The sequence below is a fragment of the Streptomyces sp. HNM0574 genome (genome assembly GCF_012726235.1).
Classification (GTDB): domain Bacteria; phylum Actinomycetota; class Actinomycetes; order Streptomycetales; family Streptomycetaceae; genus Streptomyces.
In genome coordinates, this window is the sequence record NZ_JAASAH010000001.1 from 757,854 (window position 1) to 773,852 (window position 15,999).

Below are 15,999 nucleotides of genomic sequence, written 5' to 3' on the forward strand. Positions count from 1 at the left end.
GCACACCCGACGCACCACGCACAGGAGCGAACGCACGTGAGCAGCGACAACAAGGACGTCCGCCTCTGGGGCGGACGGTTCGCGGACGGGCCGGCCGAGGCCCTGGAGAAGCTCTCCGCCTCCGTCCACTTCGACTGGCGGCTGGCCCCGTACGACATCGCCGGCTCGCGCGCGCACGCCCGCGTCCTGCACCAGGCCGGGCTGCTCACCGAGGACGAGCTGACCCGCATGCTCGCCGGGCTCGACCAGCTCGAGAGGGACGTCGCCGACGGCTCGTTCACCGGGACCGTCGCCGACGAGGACGTGCACACCGCCCTCGAACGCGGCCTGCTGGAGCGCCTCGGCGCCGACCTCGGCGGCAAGCTGCGGGCCGGACGCTCGCGCAACGACCAGGTGGCCACCCTCTTCCGGATGTACCTGCGCGACCGGGCCCGCGTCCTCGGCGGCCTGCTCGCCGACCTCCAGGAGGCGCTGACCGGCCTCGCCGAGGCCCACCCGGACGTCGCCATGCCGGGCCGCACCCACCTCCAGCACGCCCAGCCCGTGCTGTTCGCGCACCACGTCCTCGCGCACGCGCAGGCGCTCTCGCGGGACGCGGAGCGGCTGCGGCAGTGGGACGAGCGGACGGCGGTCAGCCCGTACGGCTCGGGTGCGCTCGCCGGGTCCTCGCTCGGCCTGGACCCCGAGGCCGTCGCGGCCGACCTCGGCTTCGAGGGAGGCAGCGCCGCCAACTCCATCGACGGGACGGCCTCGCGGGACTTCGTCGCCGAGTTCGCGTTCATCACGGCGATGGTCGGCGTCGACCTGTCGAAGATCGCCGAAGAGGTGATCATCTGGAACACGAAGGAGTTCTCCTTCGTCACGCTCCACGACGCCTTCTCCACCGGCAGCTCGATCATGCCGCAGAAGAAGAACCCGGACATCGCCGAGCTGGCGCGCGGCAAGTCCGGGCGGCTCATCGGCAATCTGACGGGCCTGCTCGCGACGCTGAAGGCGCTGCCGCTCGCGTACAACCGCGACCTGCAGGAGGACAAGGAGCCCGTCTTCGACTCCTGCGACCAGCTGGAGCTGCTGCTCCCCGCGTTCACCGGCATGATGGCCACGCTCACCGTCAACGGGGAGCGGATGGCCGAACTGGCGCCCGCCGGCTTCTCGTTGGCCACGGACATCGCCGAGTGGCTGGTGAAGCAGGGCGTGCCGTTCCGCGTCGCGCACGAGGTCGCGGGCGCCTGCGTCCAGGTGTGCGAGCGCGAGGGCATCGAGCTGGACGAGCTGACGGACGAGCAGTTCGCCGAGATCTCCCCGCACCTCACCCCGGAGGTCCGCACCGTGCTCAACGTGCCCGGCGCGCTGGCCTCGCGCAGCGGCAAGGGCGGCACCGCGCCGGCGGCGGTGGCCGAGCAGCTGCGGGGCCTGAAGGCCGATCTGGCGCTCCAGCGGGAGTGGGCCGGCGCGCGCGGCTGACCTGGCACGTTTCGGAGGAAGGTCCGGTTCCGCCTCGGCGGGACCGGACTTTTCGCTGAGCATGCCAACGGGCTTTCTGGGCAGGGTCTGTGCCGCACATCCCCGAAGTGCGCATCCCCGAGCATGGAGAGAACGCGAAAAATGAAAAAGGCACTGACAGGTGTGGCGGCCCTCGCGCTGGCCACCACGGCGGCCGTCGGGCTGACCGGGTCCACCGCGGCGGTGGCGGACAAGCGTCCCGAACCGGTCGTCCAGGACGAGTTCGACGCGCTCGGCCCGGCCATGCACGAGCTGGAACGGGACGGCCGCACCGTCCACTTCAGCGACACCGGTACGCAGGAGGGGCGGCCCGTGGTGTTCATGGGCGGCACCGGCACCACGGCCCGGGCCTCCGGGATGACCGAGTTCCTGCGCACCACCAGGGAGAACCTGGACCTGCGGATCATCTCCGTCGAGCGCAACGGTTTCGGCGACACCGAGTACGACCCCGAGCTCGGTTTCGACGACTACAGCCAGGACGTGGAGGCCGTCCTCGACCGCCTCGGCATCGAGCGGGCCCCCGTCGTCGCCATCTCCGGCGGCGGCCCCTACGCGGCGCACTTCGCCGAGCGCGCGCCCGAGCGGATCTCCTCGCTCCACCTGGCCGCCGCCGCGCCGCCGTACGGGGCGACCTCGCCGTTCTGCGCCCTGGGTGAGGACGCGCAGCGCAAGCAGGTCGCCGAGCAGATCCGGGACCCGCGCGCGTGGTGGGGCTTCGAGAAGGACAGCCCCGTGCACGGCATACCCGGCTTCACCGACAACGCCGAGGAGGACGGCGGCCGTTCGTACTACCTGCGCGGACAGAAGGGCGACCCCTCGGCGCAGGTGCACGAGCAGCGGCTGTACTGCGAGCGTCCCGGGCCCGGCCTCTCGGGCCTGAAGGCACCGGCGTACCTCTACACCGGCATGAAGGACAAGACCGTCCCGCCGGCGGTGCAGGCGGAGTGGAAGAAGGCGCTGCCCGGCGAGCCGACCGTGCGGAAGTACGCGGACAGCGGGCACGACGTGCAGTACCGGCACTGGGACCAGATCCTGCTCGACCTCGCCGGGTACGCGGACCGCACCGTCGTCTGCGCGGACGGCCGGACGCAGGTGCCCCCGGCCGCGCGTGCGGCGAAGCTGCTGAAGAACGGTGCCACGACCGGCAGTTGCGCCTGGCGCGACTGACCGGCCGACACCCGGAACGGGCCGGGCACCCACGGATGGCCGTGGGTGCCCGGCCCTTCGCGTGCCCGCACCGCCGGTGAAACGTCGAGGTTTCCCGTGAGACAAAGATGTCTCATGTGGCGTACGCTCGTCTCATGAGCGTCGACAGTGAGCGGGTGCTGACCCGGGTCGCGGATCTGCTGACCCGCAGGCCCACCGCGTCCATGGACGAGATCGCCCGGGCCGCGGGCATGAGCCGGGCCACCCTGCACCGCCAGTTCGCCGGGCGGGACGCGCTGATCCGCGCCCTGGAGGAGCTGGGGCTGCGGCAGCTGACGGACGTGCTCGACGCGGCCCGCGTCGAGGAGGGGCCGGCGGACGACGCCGTCCGCCGGGTCGTCGCGGAGGCCGAGCCCGTCGCCGGGTTCCTCGCCTTCCTGCTCACCGAGAACCAGCTCTTCGAGTCCGGCGCGGTCAACGAGGGCTGGCAGCGGATCGACGAGCGCTTCGAGGCGCTGTTCCGGCGCGGCCAGCAGCAGGGCGTCTTCCGTATCGACCTCACCGCCGCCTGGCTCACCGAGGCGCTCTACGCGCTGATCACGGCGGGCGCCTGGGCCGTCCAGGACGGCCGGGTCGCCGCCCGCGACTCCGGCCGGATGACCGCCGAGCTCCTGCTCGGCGGCGCCCTGCGCGGAAGCGCACGCGACGGCGCCACCTAGCGGCCGGAGCGCCCCGGGCACACGAGAAACCCACGGAACGAGCGCGGCCCGCACGGCCGCAGAGCGAGGAACGATGAACGGCGAGAATCCCGTCCCGGAGCAGGGCCGCGTCCCCCGGGAAGCGGGAGCAGGAGCGGGGCCGGGAGCGGCGCGTTCCCGGTGGCTGGCGCTGTCCGTGCTGGTCCTGGCCGTGCTGCTGGTCGGCGTCGACGCCACGGTGCTCGGCCTGGCCACCCCCTTCCTCAGCGAGGACCTCAACCCCTCCAGCACCGAGCTGCTGTGGATCGGCGACGTCTACTCCTTCGTCATCGCCGGACTGCTGGTCTCCATGGGCAGCCTCGGCGACCGGATCGGACGCAAGCGGCTGCTGCTCGCCGGTTCCGTCGCCTTCGGCGTCGTCTCCGCGCTGACGGCGTACGCGCACAGCGCTGAACTCATGATCCTGTGGCGGGCGTTGCTCGGCGTCGCCGGTGCCACCCTGATGCCCTCGACGCTCGCGCTGATCCGCAACATCTTCCCCGACCCGCGCGAGCGCAGCATCGCCGTCGGCATCTGGGGCGCGATGGCCTCCGCCGGCGCCGCGCTCGGGCCCGTTCTCGGCGGCTTCCTGCTGGAGCACTTCTGGTGGGGCAGCGTCTTCCTGATCAACCTGCCGGTGATGGCCGTGCTGGTGCTCGTCGGCGCCAAGCTGCTGCCCGAGTCCCGCAACCCGGCACCGGGACCGTGGGACCTGCCGAGCGTCGGCCTCTCCATGGCCGGGATCGTCGCCGTGGTGTACGCGGTCAAGGAGGCGGCCGCGTACGGCTTCCGCTGGGACATCCTCGCCGCGGCCGTGCTGGGGCTGCTCGCCGGCACCGTCTTCGTCCGGCGCCAACTGCGGCTCGCCGCACCGCTCCTGGACATGCGGCTGTTCAAGCACCGCGGGTTCTCCGGCGCCGTCCTCGCCGACCTGCTCACCATCCTCGGCCTGTCCGGACTGGTCTTCTTCCTCTCGCAGTTCCTGCAGATGGTGCAGATGCGCTCGCCGCTGGAGGCCGGGCTCGCCGAACTCCCCGCGGCGCTGGGCGCGGTGGCCACCGGACTCGCCGCCGGGTACATCGCCCGTCGCACCTCGGTGCGCGCCTCCGTCGCGGGCGGGCTCGCCGCCGTCGGACTCGCGCTCGGCGCCTGCGCGACGCTGCGGGCCGACACCGGCTACTGGATGCTGGGCCCGGTACTGCTCGTCGTCGGCTTCGGCGCGGGCCTGGCCTTCACCGTCACCGCCGACGTCATCCTCTCCAGCGTCCCCAAGGAACAGGCGGGCGCGGCCTCGGCGGTCTCCGAGACGGCCTACGAGCTGGGCGCGGCGCTCGGCATCGCCCTGCTCGGCTCCATCGTCACGGGCATCTACCGCGGCTTCCCCGTGCCGGACGGGGTGACGGCCGCGCAGTCGGCGGCGGCCCACGACTCCCTGGGCGGGGCCGTCCGCACGGCCGCCTCGCTGCCGGCGGACGTGGGGGACCGGCTGCTGGCCGCGGCGCAGCACGCGTTCACCGGCGGGCTGCGGGTGGCTGCGGCGGTGGGGGCGGTGATTCTGCTGAGTGCGGCGGTGCTGGCGTGGAAGCTGTTGCGGGGGCAGCGGCTGGAGGATGCGGCGGAGGCTTCTCCGGTCGGCGTGTAGGTCCCGGCGTGCGGCGCCGTTGTGGCTCGGGGGTTTGCGCCGTTCCCCGCGCCCCTTTTTGCGCAGTTCCCCGCGCCCCTTTTCCCGGGCTCGCCCCGCTTGGGAGAACTGCGCCGTAGGCGTAGGGCTGGCAAGCGCAGCGCCTCAGCCCCGGCGCGGGGTGCTCCATGCCGTCACCGGGTCACCCCGCCGCCGTGGCCGTTCGCGCCGTTCCCCGCGCCCCCTAGAGGGCGCTCAGCTCGGTGACCGGGGTGCTGGACTTGGGGAGGAGGGCGTTGCCGAGGAGGCGGTCCGCGCCGGGGACGTTCATCGCGCGGAACCCCCAGCGCCGCAGCACCAGTTTCGTGCGCGAGCGGGGCAGGAACCACTCGCCGACCCGGTCCCGCGCATGCTCCTGCACCGCGCCCACCACCGGCCGCCAGCGCCGCTCGTACTCGGCGAGTGCGGCGCGTACCGAGTCCGCCGCGGCCAGCCGGCCGGCGAGCAGGTACGCGCCGGCCACCCCGAGCGAGGCGCCCTGCCCGGCGATCAGCGAGACCGCGTGCGCCGCGTCCCCGACCAGCACCGTGTTCCCGGCGGACCAGCGCGGGGCGACGATCTGCGCGACCTCGTCGTAGTACACCCGCTCGCCGGGCGGGCAGAGTTCGAGCGCGCGCCGGGTGGGCCCGCCCGCGTCCCGGTACTCGCGGCGCAGCGCCTCGCGCGGGTCGGCGGGGAGCGCGGTGTCCCCGGAGCGGTGGACGGTGAAGACGGCGACGCGGTCCCCGTCCAGCCCGTAGAAGCCCATCTGCCGGTGGGTGGTGTCGGTGAGCGTGAAGCGGCCGCGCATCCGCCGGAACAGCTCCGCGTCCTCGAAGACGAAGGCACCGGTGTGCATGCCCAGCCGGCGGAGGAAGTCCCGCTCGGGGCCGAGGACGAGGGAGCGGACGCGGGAGTGGATGCCGTCCGCGCCGACCAGCACGTCCGGGCGGTGCCGGGTGCCGTCGGAGAGGGTGACCTCCCCGTCGGCGACCGCGTCGACGGTCGTGCCGTACCGCAGCTCGACCGGGCCGCGCCGCCGCGTGACGTGCTCGCGCAGCAGCCGCTCCAGGTCGGGGCGCATGATGCTGACGAGCCCGCCGCGCGCGGCCCGTTCGAAGCGGGCGTAGTCGACGGCGGCGCGGGTGCGGCCCCGCTCGTCGACGTAGCGGAACTCGCTGGTGCGGTGGCCGAGCCGGCGCAGTTCCGGTTCCAGGCCCATGTCCGTCAGGGCCTCGAAGCCGGGCCCGAAGAAGTCGATCATGTAGCCCTGTTCGCGCGGCCCGGGGGCCGCGTCGACGACCAGGACCTCCCAGCCGTGGTGCCGCAGACGGGCCGCGAGTGCCAGTCCGGCGATTCCCGCGCCGCAGATCAGCGCGCTCCTCGGGGTGCTCATCGGTGCTCTCCTTCCGGTCCGGTCCGCCCCTCGACGAGGGAGCGGACGAGGGGGACGAGCGGGGCGCAGGCGAGTTCGGAGTTCAGCCCCCGGTGCAGGACGAAGCCGTCGAGGACGGTCATCAGCGCGGTGGCCGCCGCCTCCGGCGTGGGGTGTCCGGCGCGGGCGAGGGAGTCGGTGAGGCGGCCGTGGAAGGCGGCGACCAACTCGGCCAGCGCGCCGCGCAGTTCCTCGTCCCGGGTGGCGGTCAGGTACGCCTCGGCGACGAGCAGGGAGGCCGGGTCGCGGCCCGAGTACCGGTCCAGGTGCCGCAGCAGCGCCTCGGCGCCGTCGGCCGGGGTGGCCGCGGCCGCGAACAGGGCCGCGGCCTCGTCCAGCATCGGGCGCATGGTGCCCAGCGCGGCCTGGCGCAGCAGCGCCGGGAGCGAGGCGAAGTGGTAGTGCACGAGCCCGGGCCGCACCTCCGCGCGCTGCGCGAGGACGCGGGTGCTCACCCCGTTCCACCCGAGCTCGCCGATGAGGACGCGGGCCGAGGCCAGCAGCCGCTCCCGCACCGCCCCGCCCCGCTCGGCCGCCGGTCGCTGCGCCATGGAACCTCCGTACGCCGTTTGGTCACTCGCCTTGGACGACTGCCCAAACATAGCGCGCCCCGCCCGGCTCTGTCTCCCGGGAGCACGGAAAAGCCCGGGCGGGACGGTTCATCCGAACCGTCCCGCCCGGGCGACAAGGGGCGCGGGGAACTGCGCGATCAGCCACGACGCACCCGCGGACAGGTGCGCACGGGCACGCGAACGGCGCGCCCCCGAAGGGGAGTTACGCGGCCCGCGCCTTGGTGGCGTACATGTCGACGTACTCCTGACCGGAGAGCCGCATGACCTCGCTCATGACCTCGTCCGTCACCGCGCGCAGTACGTAGCGGTCGCGGTCCATGCCCTCGTACCGCGAGAAGTCCAGCGGCTCACCGAAGTGCACGGAGACGCGGCGGCCGCCGCCGACGCGGGGGAGTCCCTTGCCGCCCGGCTGGATCTCGTCCGTGCCGATCATCGCGAACGGCACCACGGGCGCGCCGGTCATCAGCGCCAGGCGGGCGATGCCCGTGCGGCCGCGGTACAGGCGGCCGTCGGGGGAGCGGGTGCCCTCCGGGTAGATGCCGAACATGTGGCCCTCCTCCAGGACCCGGCGCCCGGTCATCAGGGCGGCGACGCCGCCGCGCCCGCCGTCCCGGTCGACGGGGATCATGCCGGAGCCGGTGAAGAACCAGGCCATGAGGCGGCCCTTGAGGCCCTTGCCGGTGACGTACTCGTCCTTGCCGATGAAGAACACCTGCCTCTCGCCCGTCACCAGCGGCAGGATCATCGAGTCGATGAACGTCAGGTGGTTGCCCGCCAGGATCACGGGCCCCGAGCCGGGGATGTTCTCGGCCCCTTCGACGCGTGGGCGGAACAGCAGACGCAGGAGCGGGCCCAGTGTTGCCTTGATCAGCACGAAGCGGGACAACGGTTCCTCCGGTCGGTGATGTCGGGGCGCGTGCGCCTCGCCGGCCGCCGTGCGGCTCCGCCGGGTGGCGGTGCCGTGGCCGCCCTGCGGTGTCGGCGCGTGCTCGCGCAGGTGGGGACGATACTCGCCGTTGCCGCCCGACGGCACACCGGGTTCATTGAGCCGATACAGAAAGTTGACACCGGTTACGGCCCTTGTGCCGGGTTTGCCGCCGCCCTGTCCCGGGCCGACGCCCGTACGCCCCGACCGGCCGCTGTTTCCCGCGTGTTCGGTCACGTGTCGTATTCCCGTCGCCCGTCTCCGCATACGATCACCCTGAGTCACGCCGGGGGCAGACCCGGTGCCGCCTACCAAGGAGAGCCCATGGGACGTCAGCAGCAGCCGGGGCGCAGAACCCTGCTCGGAGCGGCAGTGCTGGGCGCAGCGGGCGCCGCCACGCTCGGCGCGGCCGGTCCCGCGTCGGCCGCCTCGCCGGCCGCCGCCGGGAAGCGCCGCCGCGGCGGCGACGAGCTGCCCTTCCCCGCCGTCGTCGCGCACCGCGGCGCCAGCGGATACCGCCCCGAGCACACCCTGGGCGCCTACCAGCTCGCCCTCGACATGGGCGCGGACGTCATCGAGCAGGACCTCGTCCCGACCAAGGACGGGCACCTGGTGTGCCGTCACGAGAACGACATCACCGGGACCACCGACGTCGCCGACCATCCCGAGTTCGCGGACCGCAGGACGACGAAGACCGTCGACGGCGTGCAGCTCACCGGCTGGTTCACCGAGGACTTCACCCTCACCGAACTGCGCACCCTGCGCGCCACCGAGCGCATCCCCGAGGAGCGCGCCCGGAACACGCTCTACGACGGCCGCTGGCAGGTGCCGACCTTCGAGGAGGTCCTCGACTGGGCCGAGGAGCAGGGCCGCGAGCGCGGCCGCCCGGTCTGGCTGCACATCGAGACCAAACACCCCACCTACTTCCGCGGGCTCGGCCTGGCCACCGAGAAGCCGCTCGCGAAGCTGCTGCGCCGGTACGGGCGGCACCGCGAGGACGCGCCGAACTTCGTCCAGTCCTTCGAGCCCACCAGCATCCGCACGCTCTCGAAGCTGGTCGACTGCCCCGGCGTCGTCCTGCTGGACGCGCCCGACACCCGCCCCTGGGACTTCGTCGAGTCCGGCGACCCGCGCAAGGTCGCCGACCTGATCGAGCCCGAGGGCCTGGCCTGGATCGCCGGCTTCGCCGCCGGTATCGGCCCGGGCCTGGACTCGGTGATCCCGCGCAAGAAGGACGACAGCCTCGACAAGCCGTCCACCCTGGTCCGGGACGCGCACCGGGCCGGCCTGCTGGTGCACCCGTACACCGTGCGGAACGAGAACACCTTCCTGCCGCGCGACTTCCGTCGCGGCTCCGACCCGGCCGCCTACGGCGACGCCTTCGGCGCCTTCAAGGCGTACCTGGAGACCGGCATCGACGGGATCTTCTCCGACAACCCGGACACCGCCCTCCTCGCGGCGGCCGACTTCCGGAAGTAACGGAGCAGCCCCCCCCCGGTGGGAGGCCGCCCGTCCGCGGGGGGCGGGCGGCCCCGCAAACCCGGGCAGGGCAGGCGAGTTGGGAATGTCACGGGGCCGTGCGCGGCCGCTCCGTTCCCGATGTCGCAAATGCCCGCGCGGATCGCTCACGGCAGAGGTTGCGGGGGTGCGCGCCGGGGGAATGGTGCGATAGCAATCGGGCGTTCAGGGCAGACACGTCCGTGACGCGACACCCCGGCCGGCCTTCGTGCCGGCCCGCGCGCGGACGGGACAGACATGGAGAGGCATACGCACATGGGCATGAGCGTGACCATCTCTGCGGCGGACGACAGCGACGCCGAGCAGATCCTCAAACTGCAGTACCTCTGCTTCCAGCGGGAGGCCGAGGTGTACGGCGACTACGCGATCGCGCCGCTCACCCAGACCCTCGACGCGCTGCGCGGCGAACTCGACTCCGGATACGTGCTGGTGGCCCGGCTCGGCACCGAGGTCGTCGGTTCGGTACGGGCCGTCGTCGAGGCCGACGGGACGGCGCGGATCAGCAGGCTGTGCGTCCACCCGCGGATGCAGCGGCACGGGCTCGGCAGGCGGCTGCTGTCCGGCATCGAGGCGAGCATCGCCGCCGAACAGGCCGCCACCCGCTACCACTTGGTGACCGGCGACCGCAGCGACGGCAACCTGCGGCTCTACCGGCAGTGCGGCTACACGCCCGTGGGCACCGAGAAGGACCGCAAGGTCACCCTCGTCGCGATGGCCAAGGAGGCCCGGGCGCAGGGCGGTCCGGCCACCGAGCAGTACGCCACCAGCGCCTGACGGCCCGCGCACGCGAGGCGGCCCGTGCCGGGATCAGCTCCCGGCGCGGGCCGTCGCGCTCTTCCCCGAACGCCGCAGCCACAGCAGGCCCGTGACGGGCAGGATGACCGGGATGAACAGGTACCCCATCCCGTAGTTGGACCAGACGGTCGTGTCCGGGAAGTCGGCCGGGTCGAGCAACGCCCAGGTCCCGACGGCGAGTACGCCCACCAGCTCCACGCAGCAGCACACGAACGCGGCCCGGCGCGCCCGCTCCCCGCCGCGCACCAGCGAGACGGTGATGAACGCGTAGACCACGGCGGCCAGCGCCGAGAGCAGGTACGGCAGCGGCGCCTCGTGGAACCGGGTGCTCAGCTGCACCGCCGAACGCGAGGCGGCGCCCACGGTGAAGATCCCGTACAGGGTCAGCAGCAGCTTGCCGGGGCCGGAGCCGATGCCGGTGCGGGCGCCGGACGCCCGCGCGTCGCGCCGCCGTGCCAGCCGGTCGGCGAACCGCCGCCCGGCGGGAGCCTCGCGCTGTTCCGTCTCAGGCACCGCTGCCGCCTCCCCAGATGTCGTGCAGCCGCACCTGGAGCACGGCCAGCACCACGGCGCCCGCGACCACCGTCAGCGAGCCCCACTTCGTCCGTTCCGTCAGCGAGATCAGCCCGACCACGGGCACGCAGGCCGCGACGCCGAGCAGATACGAGACGAAGATCACCGCACCGTCGGCGGGGTCCTCGCCGCGGGCCAGCATCACGATGCCCACCACCAGCTGCACCAGCGCGAGCAGCGAGACCACCGCCATGCCGATGAAGTGCCAGTCCTTCGTGGGCTGGTCGCGGTACGCGGCCCAGCCGCACCACGCGGCCAGTGCGAGCGCGGCCACGGCGAGCGTGACCGTCAGGGGGGTGAGCATGCGCACGATTCTAGGAGGCGGGCCGCCCCCTCCGGCGCGGGGGCCGGGAAGGGCGGAATCCGGGGCAACCGGGACGCCGGGGGAGCGGCCGGACGGCACCGGCGGGCGCGATCCGGCCCCGATGGCCGAGAAGTACCCTGGAGCACCATGAAGATCACCGCTGATGCCCTGCTGTTCGACAACGACGGCACGCTCATCTCCTCCCTGGACTCCGTGATCCGCTGCTGGACCCGCTGGGCCGAGGAGTACGGCATCAGCGAGGAGGAGTTCGCCCGGGTCGAGCTGCACGGACGTCCCGCCGCCGAGATCCTCGCCGACCTGCTGCCGCCCGAGCGCATCCCCGAGGCGCTCGCCCGCGTCGAGCAGCTGGAGGTCGAGGACGTCACCGAGGGCGGCGTACGCCTGCTCCCCGGCACCGCCGAGCTGATACGCGCCCTGCCCGAGGGCGGCTGGGCCGTCGTCACCTCGGCCACCCGCGTCCTGGGCGAGGCCAGGCTGCGCCAGGTGGGCATCGAGGCCCCGCTGGTCATCGCGGCCGACGACATCGTCCAGGGCAAGCCGCACCCCGAGCCGTACCTGCTGGCCGCCGCCAAGCTGGGCGTCGACCCGTCCCGCTGCGTCGTCTTCGAGGACGCGCCCGCAGGGCTGGAGGCCGGCCGTGCCGCGGGCATGCGGACCGTGGCATTGGCCACAACGCACACCGCCGACGAGCTGCGCGCCGACGTCGTCGTCGACGACCTCTCCGCCGTATCCGCGCAGGTCACTTCCGCCGGAGTGGAGATCACCGCCGGGGCGTGAGGACCAGTGGCCGAGCGGCGCGGCGTCCAGCATGCGGACAGCGGAGTTCACTCCCTGGGGGCCGGCGCCGCTGTCTGGTTTACTGACCCTCATGGACACGACGAGCGACCGCATCCTTGCGACCGAGGCGAAATCCGCCACCGGTGCTCGTTGCCGCATGCGCATGCGCGACATGCGAATGTGTGCCCGCTGAGGGCCCCCGCTTGAGCCGGCGGCTCGCGCCCCGAAGTGAGCCCGGATGCCAGAGCTCGCACCGCAGAGCCCCGCGCCCCCGGCGCGGACTGCCCGCCGCGGCCCCGCGGTACCGCACCGCACCGCGGACGGTTCCCCGCATCCGCCCGCCGGACGATCCCCCCAAGCCGCTCCGCAAGGAATGCCCGGTGCCCGGGCGGGCCCACCCGCGCGCGCCCGGAAGTCCCACCAGTCCCAGACAGTGACGGAAATCCTGTGATTACCACTACGGACCTGACCAAGGTCTATCGCACCCGAGACCGCGAGATCACCGCGCTCGACGGCGTGAATCTGCACGTCCGCGAGGGCGAGGTGTTCGGCGTCGTCGGTCAGAGCGGCGCCGGGAAGTCCTCCCTGATCCGCTGCGTGAACCTGCTGGAGCGCCCCACCTCCGGCACGGTCACCGTCGACGGCCAGGACCTGACCGCGCTCGCCGGGCGCGGCCGGCGGGCCGGCGCCGAACTGCGGCAGGCCCGCAGCCGGATCGGCATGGTCTTCCAGCACTTCAACCTGCTCTCCTCGCGCACCGTCCAGGGCAACGTGGAGCTCCCGCTGGAGATCCTCGGACTCAGCGGCAAGGAGCGCTCCCGCAAGGCGCTGGAACTGCTCGACCTCGTCGGCCTCGCCGACAAGGCGAAGGTGCACCCCGGCCAGCTCTCCGGCGGCCAGAAGCAGCGCGTCGGCATCGCCCGCGCGCTCGCCGGCGACCCCAAGGTCCTGCTCTCCGACGAGGCCACCTCGGCGCTCGACCCGGAGACCACTCGCTCCGTCCTCCAGCTCCTGCGCGACCTCAACCGCCAGCTCGGCCTGACGGTGCTGCTCATCACGCACGAGATGGACGTCGTCAAGGCCGTCTGCGACTCGGCCGCGCTGATGCGGGACGGCGGCGTCGTCGAGTCCGGAACCGTCTCCGAGCTGCTGGCGACGCCCGGCTCCGAGCTGGCCCGCGAGCTGTTCCCCGTCGGCGGGGAGGTGGCCGACGACAGCCGCACCGTCGTCGACGTCACCTTCCACGGCGAGACCGCGACCGAGCCGGTGATCTCCCAGCTCTCGCGCACCTACAACGTCGACATCTCGATCCTCGGCGCCGCGATGGACACCGTCGGCGGCAAGCAGGTCGGCCGGATGCGGATCGAACTGCCCGGCCGGTACGACGACAACGTCGTGCCCATCGGCTTCCTGCGCGAGCAGGGCCTCACCGTCGACGTCGTGGGCCGGTCCGAGGACCGCGGCTCGCGTCCCGCCGAACTCGTGAAGGAGGTCGCCAAGTGACCTGGGACGAGATACAGCCACTGCTGTCGCAGGGCCTCATCGACACCGTCTACATGGTCGGCTGGTCGACCCTGATCGCCGTCCTCGGCGGGCTGCCGCTCGGCGTCCTGCTGGTGCTGACCGACCGCGGCGGGCTGCTCCAGAACACCGCCGTCAACAAGGTCGTCGGCGCCGTCGTGAACGTCGGCCGCTCGCTGCCCTTCATCATCCTGCTGATCGCGCTGATCCCGCTCACGCGGGTCCTCGTCGGCACCTTCATCGGCCCCACCGCCGCGATCGTGCCGCTCGCCATCGGCGCCATCCCGTTCTTCGCGCGCCTGGTCGAGGCCGCGATCCGGGAGGTCGACGGCGGACTCGTCGAGGCCGTGCAGTCCATGGGCGGCGGTACGCCGACCATCGTCTTCAAGGCGCTGCTGCCGCAGTCGCTGCCCTCCCTCATCGCCGGCCTGACCACCACCGTCATCGTGCTGATCGGCTACTCGGCGATGGCCGGCGCGGTCGCGGGCGGCGGACTCGGCGCCGTCGCGCTGCAGTACGGCTACCAGCGCTTCGAGACCGGCGTCATGCTCACCACCGTCGCCGCCCTGATCGTGATCGTCACGCTCGTCCAGCTCCTCGGCGACGGTGTCGTCCGGCTGCTGGCCCGGCGCGAACGGTCCGCCGCCTGAGGCCCACGGCCCGCGGCACCCCGCCGCCGGACCCGCTCGTCCGGCAGCACCCCCCACGCCAGAACTCCTTGTTCACAGGCTGCATCACTCCAGAAAGAGGCACTCTTCGTGCGTAACGCCATCAAGCTCACCACCGTCGCCGCCGCGACCGCCGCGCTCGCCCTGGGCCTGTCCGCCTGCGGCACCGCCTCCGACCCGGGCAACGCGGACGGCGCCACCGCCGACCCCAAGGAACCGCTGACCGTCGCGGCGAGCCCCACGCCGCACGCCGACATCCTCAACTTCGTCAAGAAGAACCTGGCGGCGAAGGAGGGGCTGAAGCTCCAGGTCAAGGAGTTCTCCGACTACGTACTCCCGAACACCGCCACCGAGAGCGGCGAGGTCGACGCGAACTTCTTCCAGCACAAGCCCTACCTCGACGACTTCAACAAGAAGAAGGGCACCAGCATCAAGCCCGTCGTCAACGTCGAGCTGGAGCCGCTGGCCCTCTACTCGAAGAAGGCGAAGAGCCTCGACGACATCAAGAGCGGCCAGACGATCGCGGTGCCCAACGACGCCACCAACGAGGGCCGCGCCCTGCACCTCCTCGACGAGCACAAGGTCATCGAGCTCAAGAAGGGCACCGGCCAGGACGCCACCCTCGGCGACATCGCGGACAAGAAGGGCCTCAACTTCAAGGAGCTGGAGGCCGCTTCCGTGCCCCGCTCCCTCAGCGACGTCGACGCCGCCGTCATCAACGGCAACTACGCGATCGACGCCGACCTGAAGCCCAAGGAGGACGCCCTCGTCGCGGAGAAGGCGGAGGGCAACCCCTACGCCAACTTCCTCGCGGTCAAGGACGGCAACCAGGACGACCCGCGGATCAAGAAGCTCGCCAAGCTGCTGAACTCGGACGAGGTCAAGAAGTACATCGAGGACACCTACCAGGGCGGCATCGAGCCGGTCTTCGGTCCCGTCAAGTCCTGACCCCGCCAAGTCCCGCACGGGCGCCCGCCCTTGCGGCGTGACGCGTCCTCCGGCGCCGGGCCCCGCACACCCAGGGGCCCGGCGCTGTGCGTCCCGGGTGCCATGCGGCATGCTGTTGCCAGCCGCAAACCCCTCCGGACGCGCCCCGGGCCCGGGCCCCGCACCGCCCACGGGCCGGGCCCCCGGACCCCCGAACCGGTATGGAGCGCCGCATGACACCGACCTTTCCGGACGTCTCGATCAGTACGGACCGGCTCGTGCTGCGCCCGTTCGAGGAGGCCGACGTCCCGGCGCTGACCGACATGATGGCCGACGACCTGGTCGCGGCCTGGACGGACGTCCACACGCCCTACCGCGAGGTGGACGCCCGCGACTTCGTGCGGCGCGCCGCCCCGGCCGTGCGGACCCGCGGCGAGGGCATGGTCTTCGCCGTCACCGAGTTCCTCACCCAGCGGCTCGTCGGCCTCGTCCGGCTCGCGCACCCAGACTGGCGCCTGCTGGCCGCCGAGATCCGGTACGTCACGGCGCCCTGGGCGCGCGGCGAGGGGTACGCCTCGGAGTCCGCGCTCGCCGTCGCCCAGTGGCTCTTCCGCGACCAGCGGTTCGAGCGGCTGGAGCTGCGCACCGCGGCCGACAACACCGCGGCCCAGCAGGTCGCCCAGAAGCTCGGCTGCATCAGCGAGGGCGTGCTGCGCAACGCGTGGATAGCGCGCACCCGCACCGAGGACGGCGGCTGGGCCGACATCCGCACCGACCTGATCGTCTGGAGCCTGCTGCCGGAGGACCTGGACGACGCCGGCGAGGAGCGCGAGGAGCCCGGCGGCTTCGCGGCCTACGGCGGCTACGCCGCGTACCCGGACTGGCTGCACTCGCCCCGCTGAGACCGCGCGCACCGG

The 15,999-nt window shown here is 72.9% G+C and carries 16 protein-coding genes; 11 read left to right on the forward strand and 5 right to left on the reverse strand.

The window, feature by feature from the left end:
• Positions 1 to 36 precede the first annotated feature (36 nt).
• From argH to HCC30_RS03190, 4 genes are all read left to right on the forward strand, one after another.
• Positions 37 to 1,464: an argininosuccinate lyase gene (gene argH / locus HCC30_RS03175; RefSeq protein ID WP_169440388.1), complete on the forward strand. Its 1,428-nt coding sequence runs from the start codon at positions 37 to 39 to the stop codon at positions 1,462 to 1,464.
• A gap of 141 nt (positions 1,465 to 1,605) precedes the next feature.
• Positions 1,606 to 2,670: an alpha/beta hydrolase gene (locus HCC30_RS03180; protein WP_169440389.1), complete on the forward strand. Its 1,065-nt coding sequence runs from the start codon at positions 1,606 to 1,608 to the stop codon at positions 2,668 to 2,670.
• Positions 2,671 to 2,804: 134 nt separating this feature from the next.
• Positions 2,805 to 3,368, forward strand: a complete 564-nt coding sequence (locus HCC30_RS03185; protein ID WP_206323235.1) for a TetR/AcrR family transcriptional regulator — start codon at positions 2,805 to 2,807, stop codon at positions 3,366 to 3,368.
• A 73-nt stretch (positions 3,369 to 3,441) separates the two neighbouring features.
• Positions 3,442 to 5,028 (forward strand): MFS transporter, encoded by a 1,587-nt coding sequence (locus HCC30_RS03190; protein ID WP_169440391.1) that lies wholly within the window; start codon positions 3,442 to 3,444, stop codon positions 5,026 to 5,028.
• Between the two features lie 223 nt (positions 5,029 to 5,251).
• On the opposite strand, the gene HCC30_RS03195 is transcribed toward HCC30_RS03190, so the two are convergent.
• The 3 genes from HCC30_RS03195 to HCC30_RS03205 form a co-directional block, all read right to left on the reverse strand.
• Positions 5,252 to 6,442, reverse strand: coding sequence for an FAD-dependent monooxygenase (locus tag HCC30_RS03195; protein ID WP_169440392.1), 1,191 nt, complete (start codon positions 6,440 to 6,442; stop codon positions 5,252 to 5,254).
• Entirely contained in the window at positions 6,439 to 7,032 is a 594-nt protein-coding gene (locus HCC30_RS03200; RefSeq protein WP_169440393.1) for a TetR/AcrR family transcriptional regulator, read from the reverse strand. Before HCC30_RS03200 ends, HCC30_RS03195 begins: the two co-directional genes overlap by 4 nt.
• Positions 7,033 to 7,255: 223 nt before the next feature.
• Positions 7,256 to 7,939, reverse strand: coding sequence for a lysophospholipid acyltransferase family protein (locus tag HCC30_RS03205; protein ID WP_169440394.1), 684 nt, complete (start codon positions 7,937 to 7,939; stop codon positions 7,256 to 7,258).
• A gap of 363 nt (positions 7,940 to 8,302) precedes the next feature.
• Between HCC30_RS03205 and HCC30_RS03210 the strand changes: the two genes are divergently transcribed.
• A complete protein-coding gene (locus HCC30_RS03210; RefSeq protein ID WP_206323236.1) occupies positions 8,303 to 9,457 on the forward strand; it encodes a glycerophosphodiester phosphodiesterase in 1,155 nt (384 codons plus the stop codon).
• Between the two features lie 294 nt (positions 9,458 to 9,751).
• Positions 9,752 to 10,270 carry a GNAT family N-acetyltransferase gene (locus tag HCC30_RS03215; RefSeq protein WP_169440395.1) on the forward strand — a complete coding sequence of 173 codons (519 nt, stop codon included), beginning with the start codon at positions 9,752 to 9,754 and terminating at the stop codon, positions 10,268 to 10,270.
• 33 nt (positions 10,271 to 10,303) lie between these two features.
• Here the strand turns inward: HCC30_RS03215 and HCC30_RS03220 are convergent, their stop codons facing one another.
• Positions 10,304 to 10,750, reverse strand: coding sequence for a hypothetical protein (locus HCC30_RS03220; RefSeq protein WP_169440534.1), 447 nt, complete (start codon positions 10,748 to 10,750; stop codon positions 10,304 to 10,306).
• 46 nt (positions 10,751 to 10,796) lie between these two features.
• Positions 10,797 to 11,168, reverse strand: coding sequence for a hypothetical protein (locus HCC30_RS03225; protein ID WP_169440396.1), 372 nt, complete (start codon positions 11,166 to 11,168; stop codon positions 10,797 to 10,799).
• A gap of 147 nt (positions 11,169 to 11,315) precedes the next feature.
• On the opposite strand from HCC30_RS03225, the gene HCC30_RS03230 reads away from it, so the two are divergent.
• The 5 genes from HCC30_RS03230 to HCC30_RS03250 all read left to right on the forward strand — a co-directional run bounded on the left by HCC30_RS03230 (position 11,316) and on the right by HCC30_RS03250 (position 15,984).
• A complete protein-coding gene (locus HCC30_RS03230) occupies positions 11,316 to 11,966 on the forward strand; it encodes an HAD family hydrolase (protein WP_169440397.1) in 651 nt (216 codons plus the stop codon).
• 447 nt (positions 11,967 to 12,413) lie between these two features.
• Positions 12,414 to 13,469 carry an ATP-binding cassette domain-containing protein gene (locus tag HCC30_RS03235; RefSeq protein WP_169440398.1) on the forward strand — a complete coding sequence of 352 codons (1,056 nt, stop codon included), beginning with the start codon at positions 12,414 to 12,416 and terminating at the stop codon, positions 13,467 to 13,469.
• Positions 13,466 to 14,137 carry a methionine ABC transporter permease gene (locus HCC30_RS03240; protein WP_169440399.1) on the forward strand — a complete coding sequence of 224 codons (672 nt, stop codon included), beginning with the start codon at positions 13,466 to 13,468 and terminating at the stop codon, positions 14,135 to 14,137. Before HCC30_RS03235 ends, HCC30_RS03240 begins: the two co-directional genes overlap by 4 nt.
• Before the next feature lie 108 nt (positions 14,138 to 14,245).
• The gene (locus HCC30_RS03245; protein ID WP_169440400.1) at positions 14,246 to 15,103 is read left to right on the forward strand and encodes a MetQ/NlpA family ABC transporter substrate-binding protein; all 858 of its coding nucleotides are present in this window, start codon (positions 14,246 to 14,248) and stop codon (positions 15,101 to 15,103) included.
• 212 nt (positions 15,104 to 15,315) lie between these two features.
• Positions 15,316 to 15,984, forward strand: a complete 669-nt coding sequence (locus tag HCC30_RS03250; protein ID WP_169440401.1) for a GNAT family N-acetyltransferase — start codon at positions 15,316 to 15,318, stop codon at positions 15,982 to 15,984.
• Positions 15,985 to 15,999 lie beyond the last annotated feature (15 nt).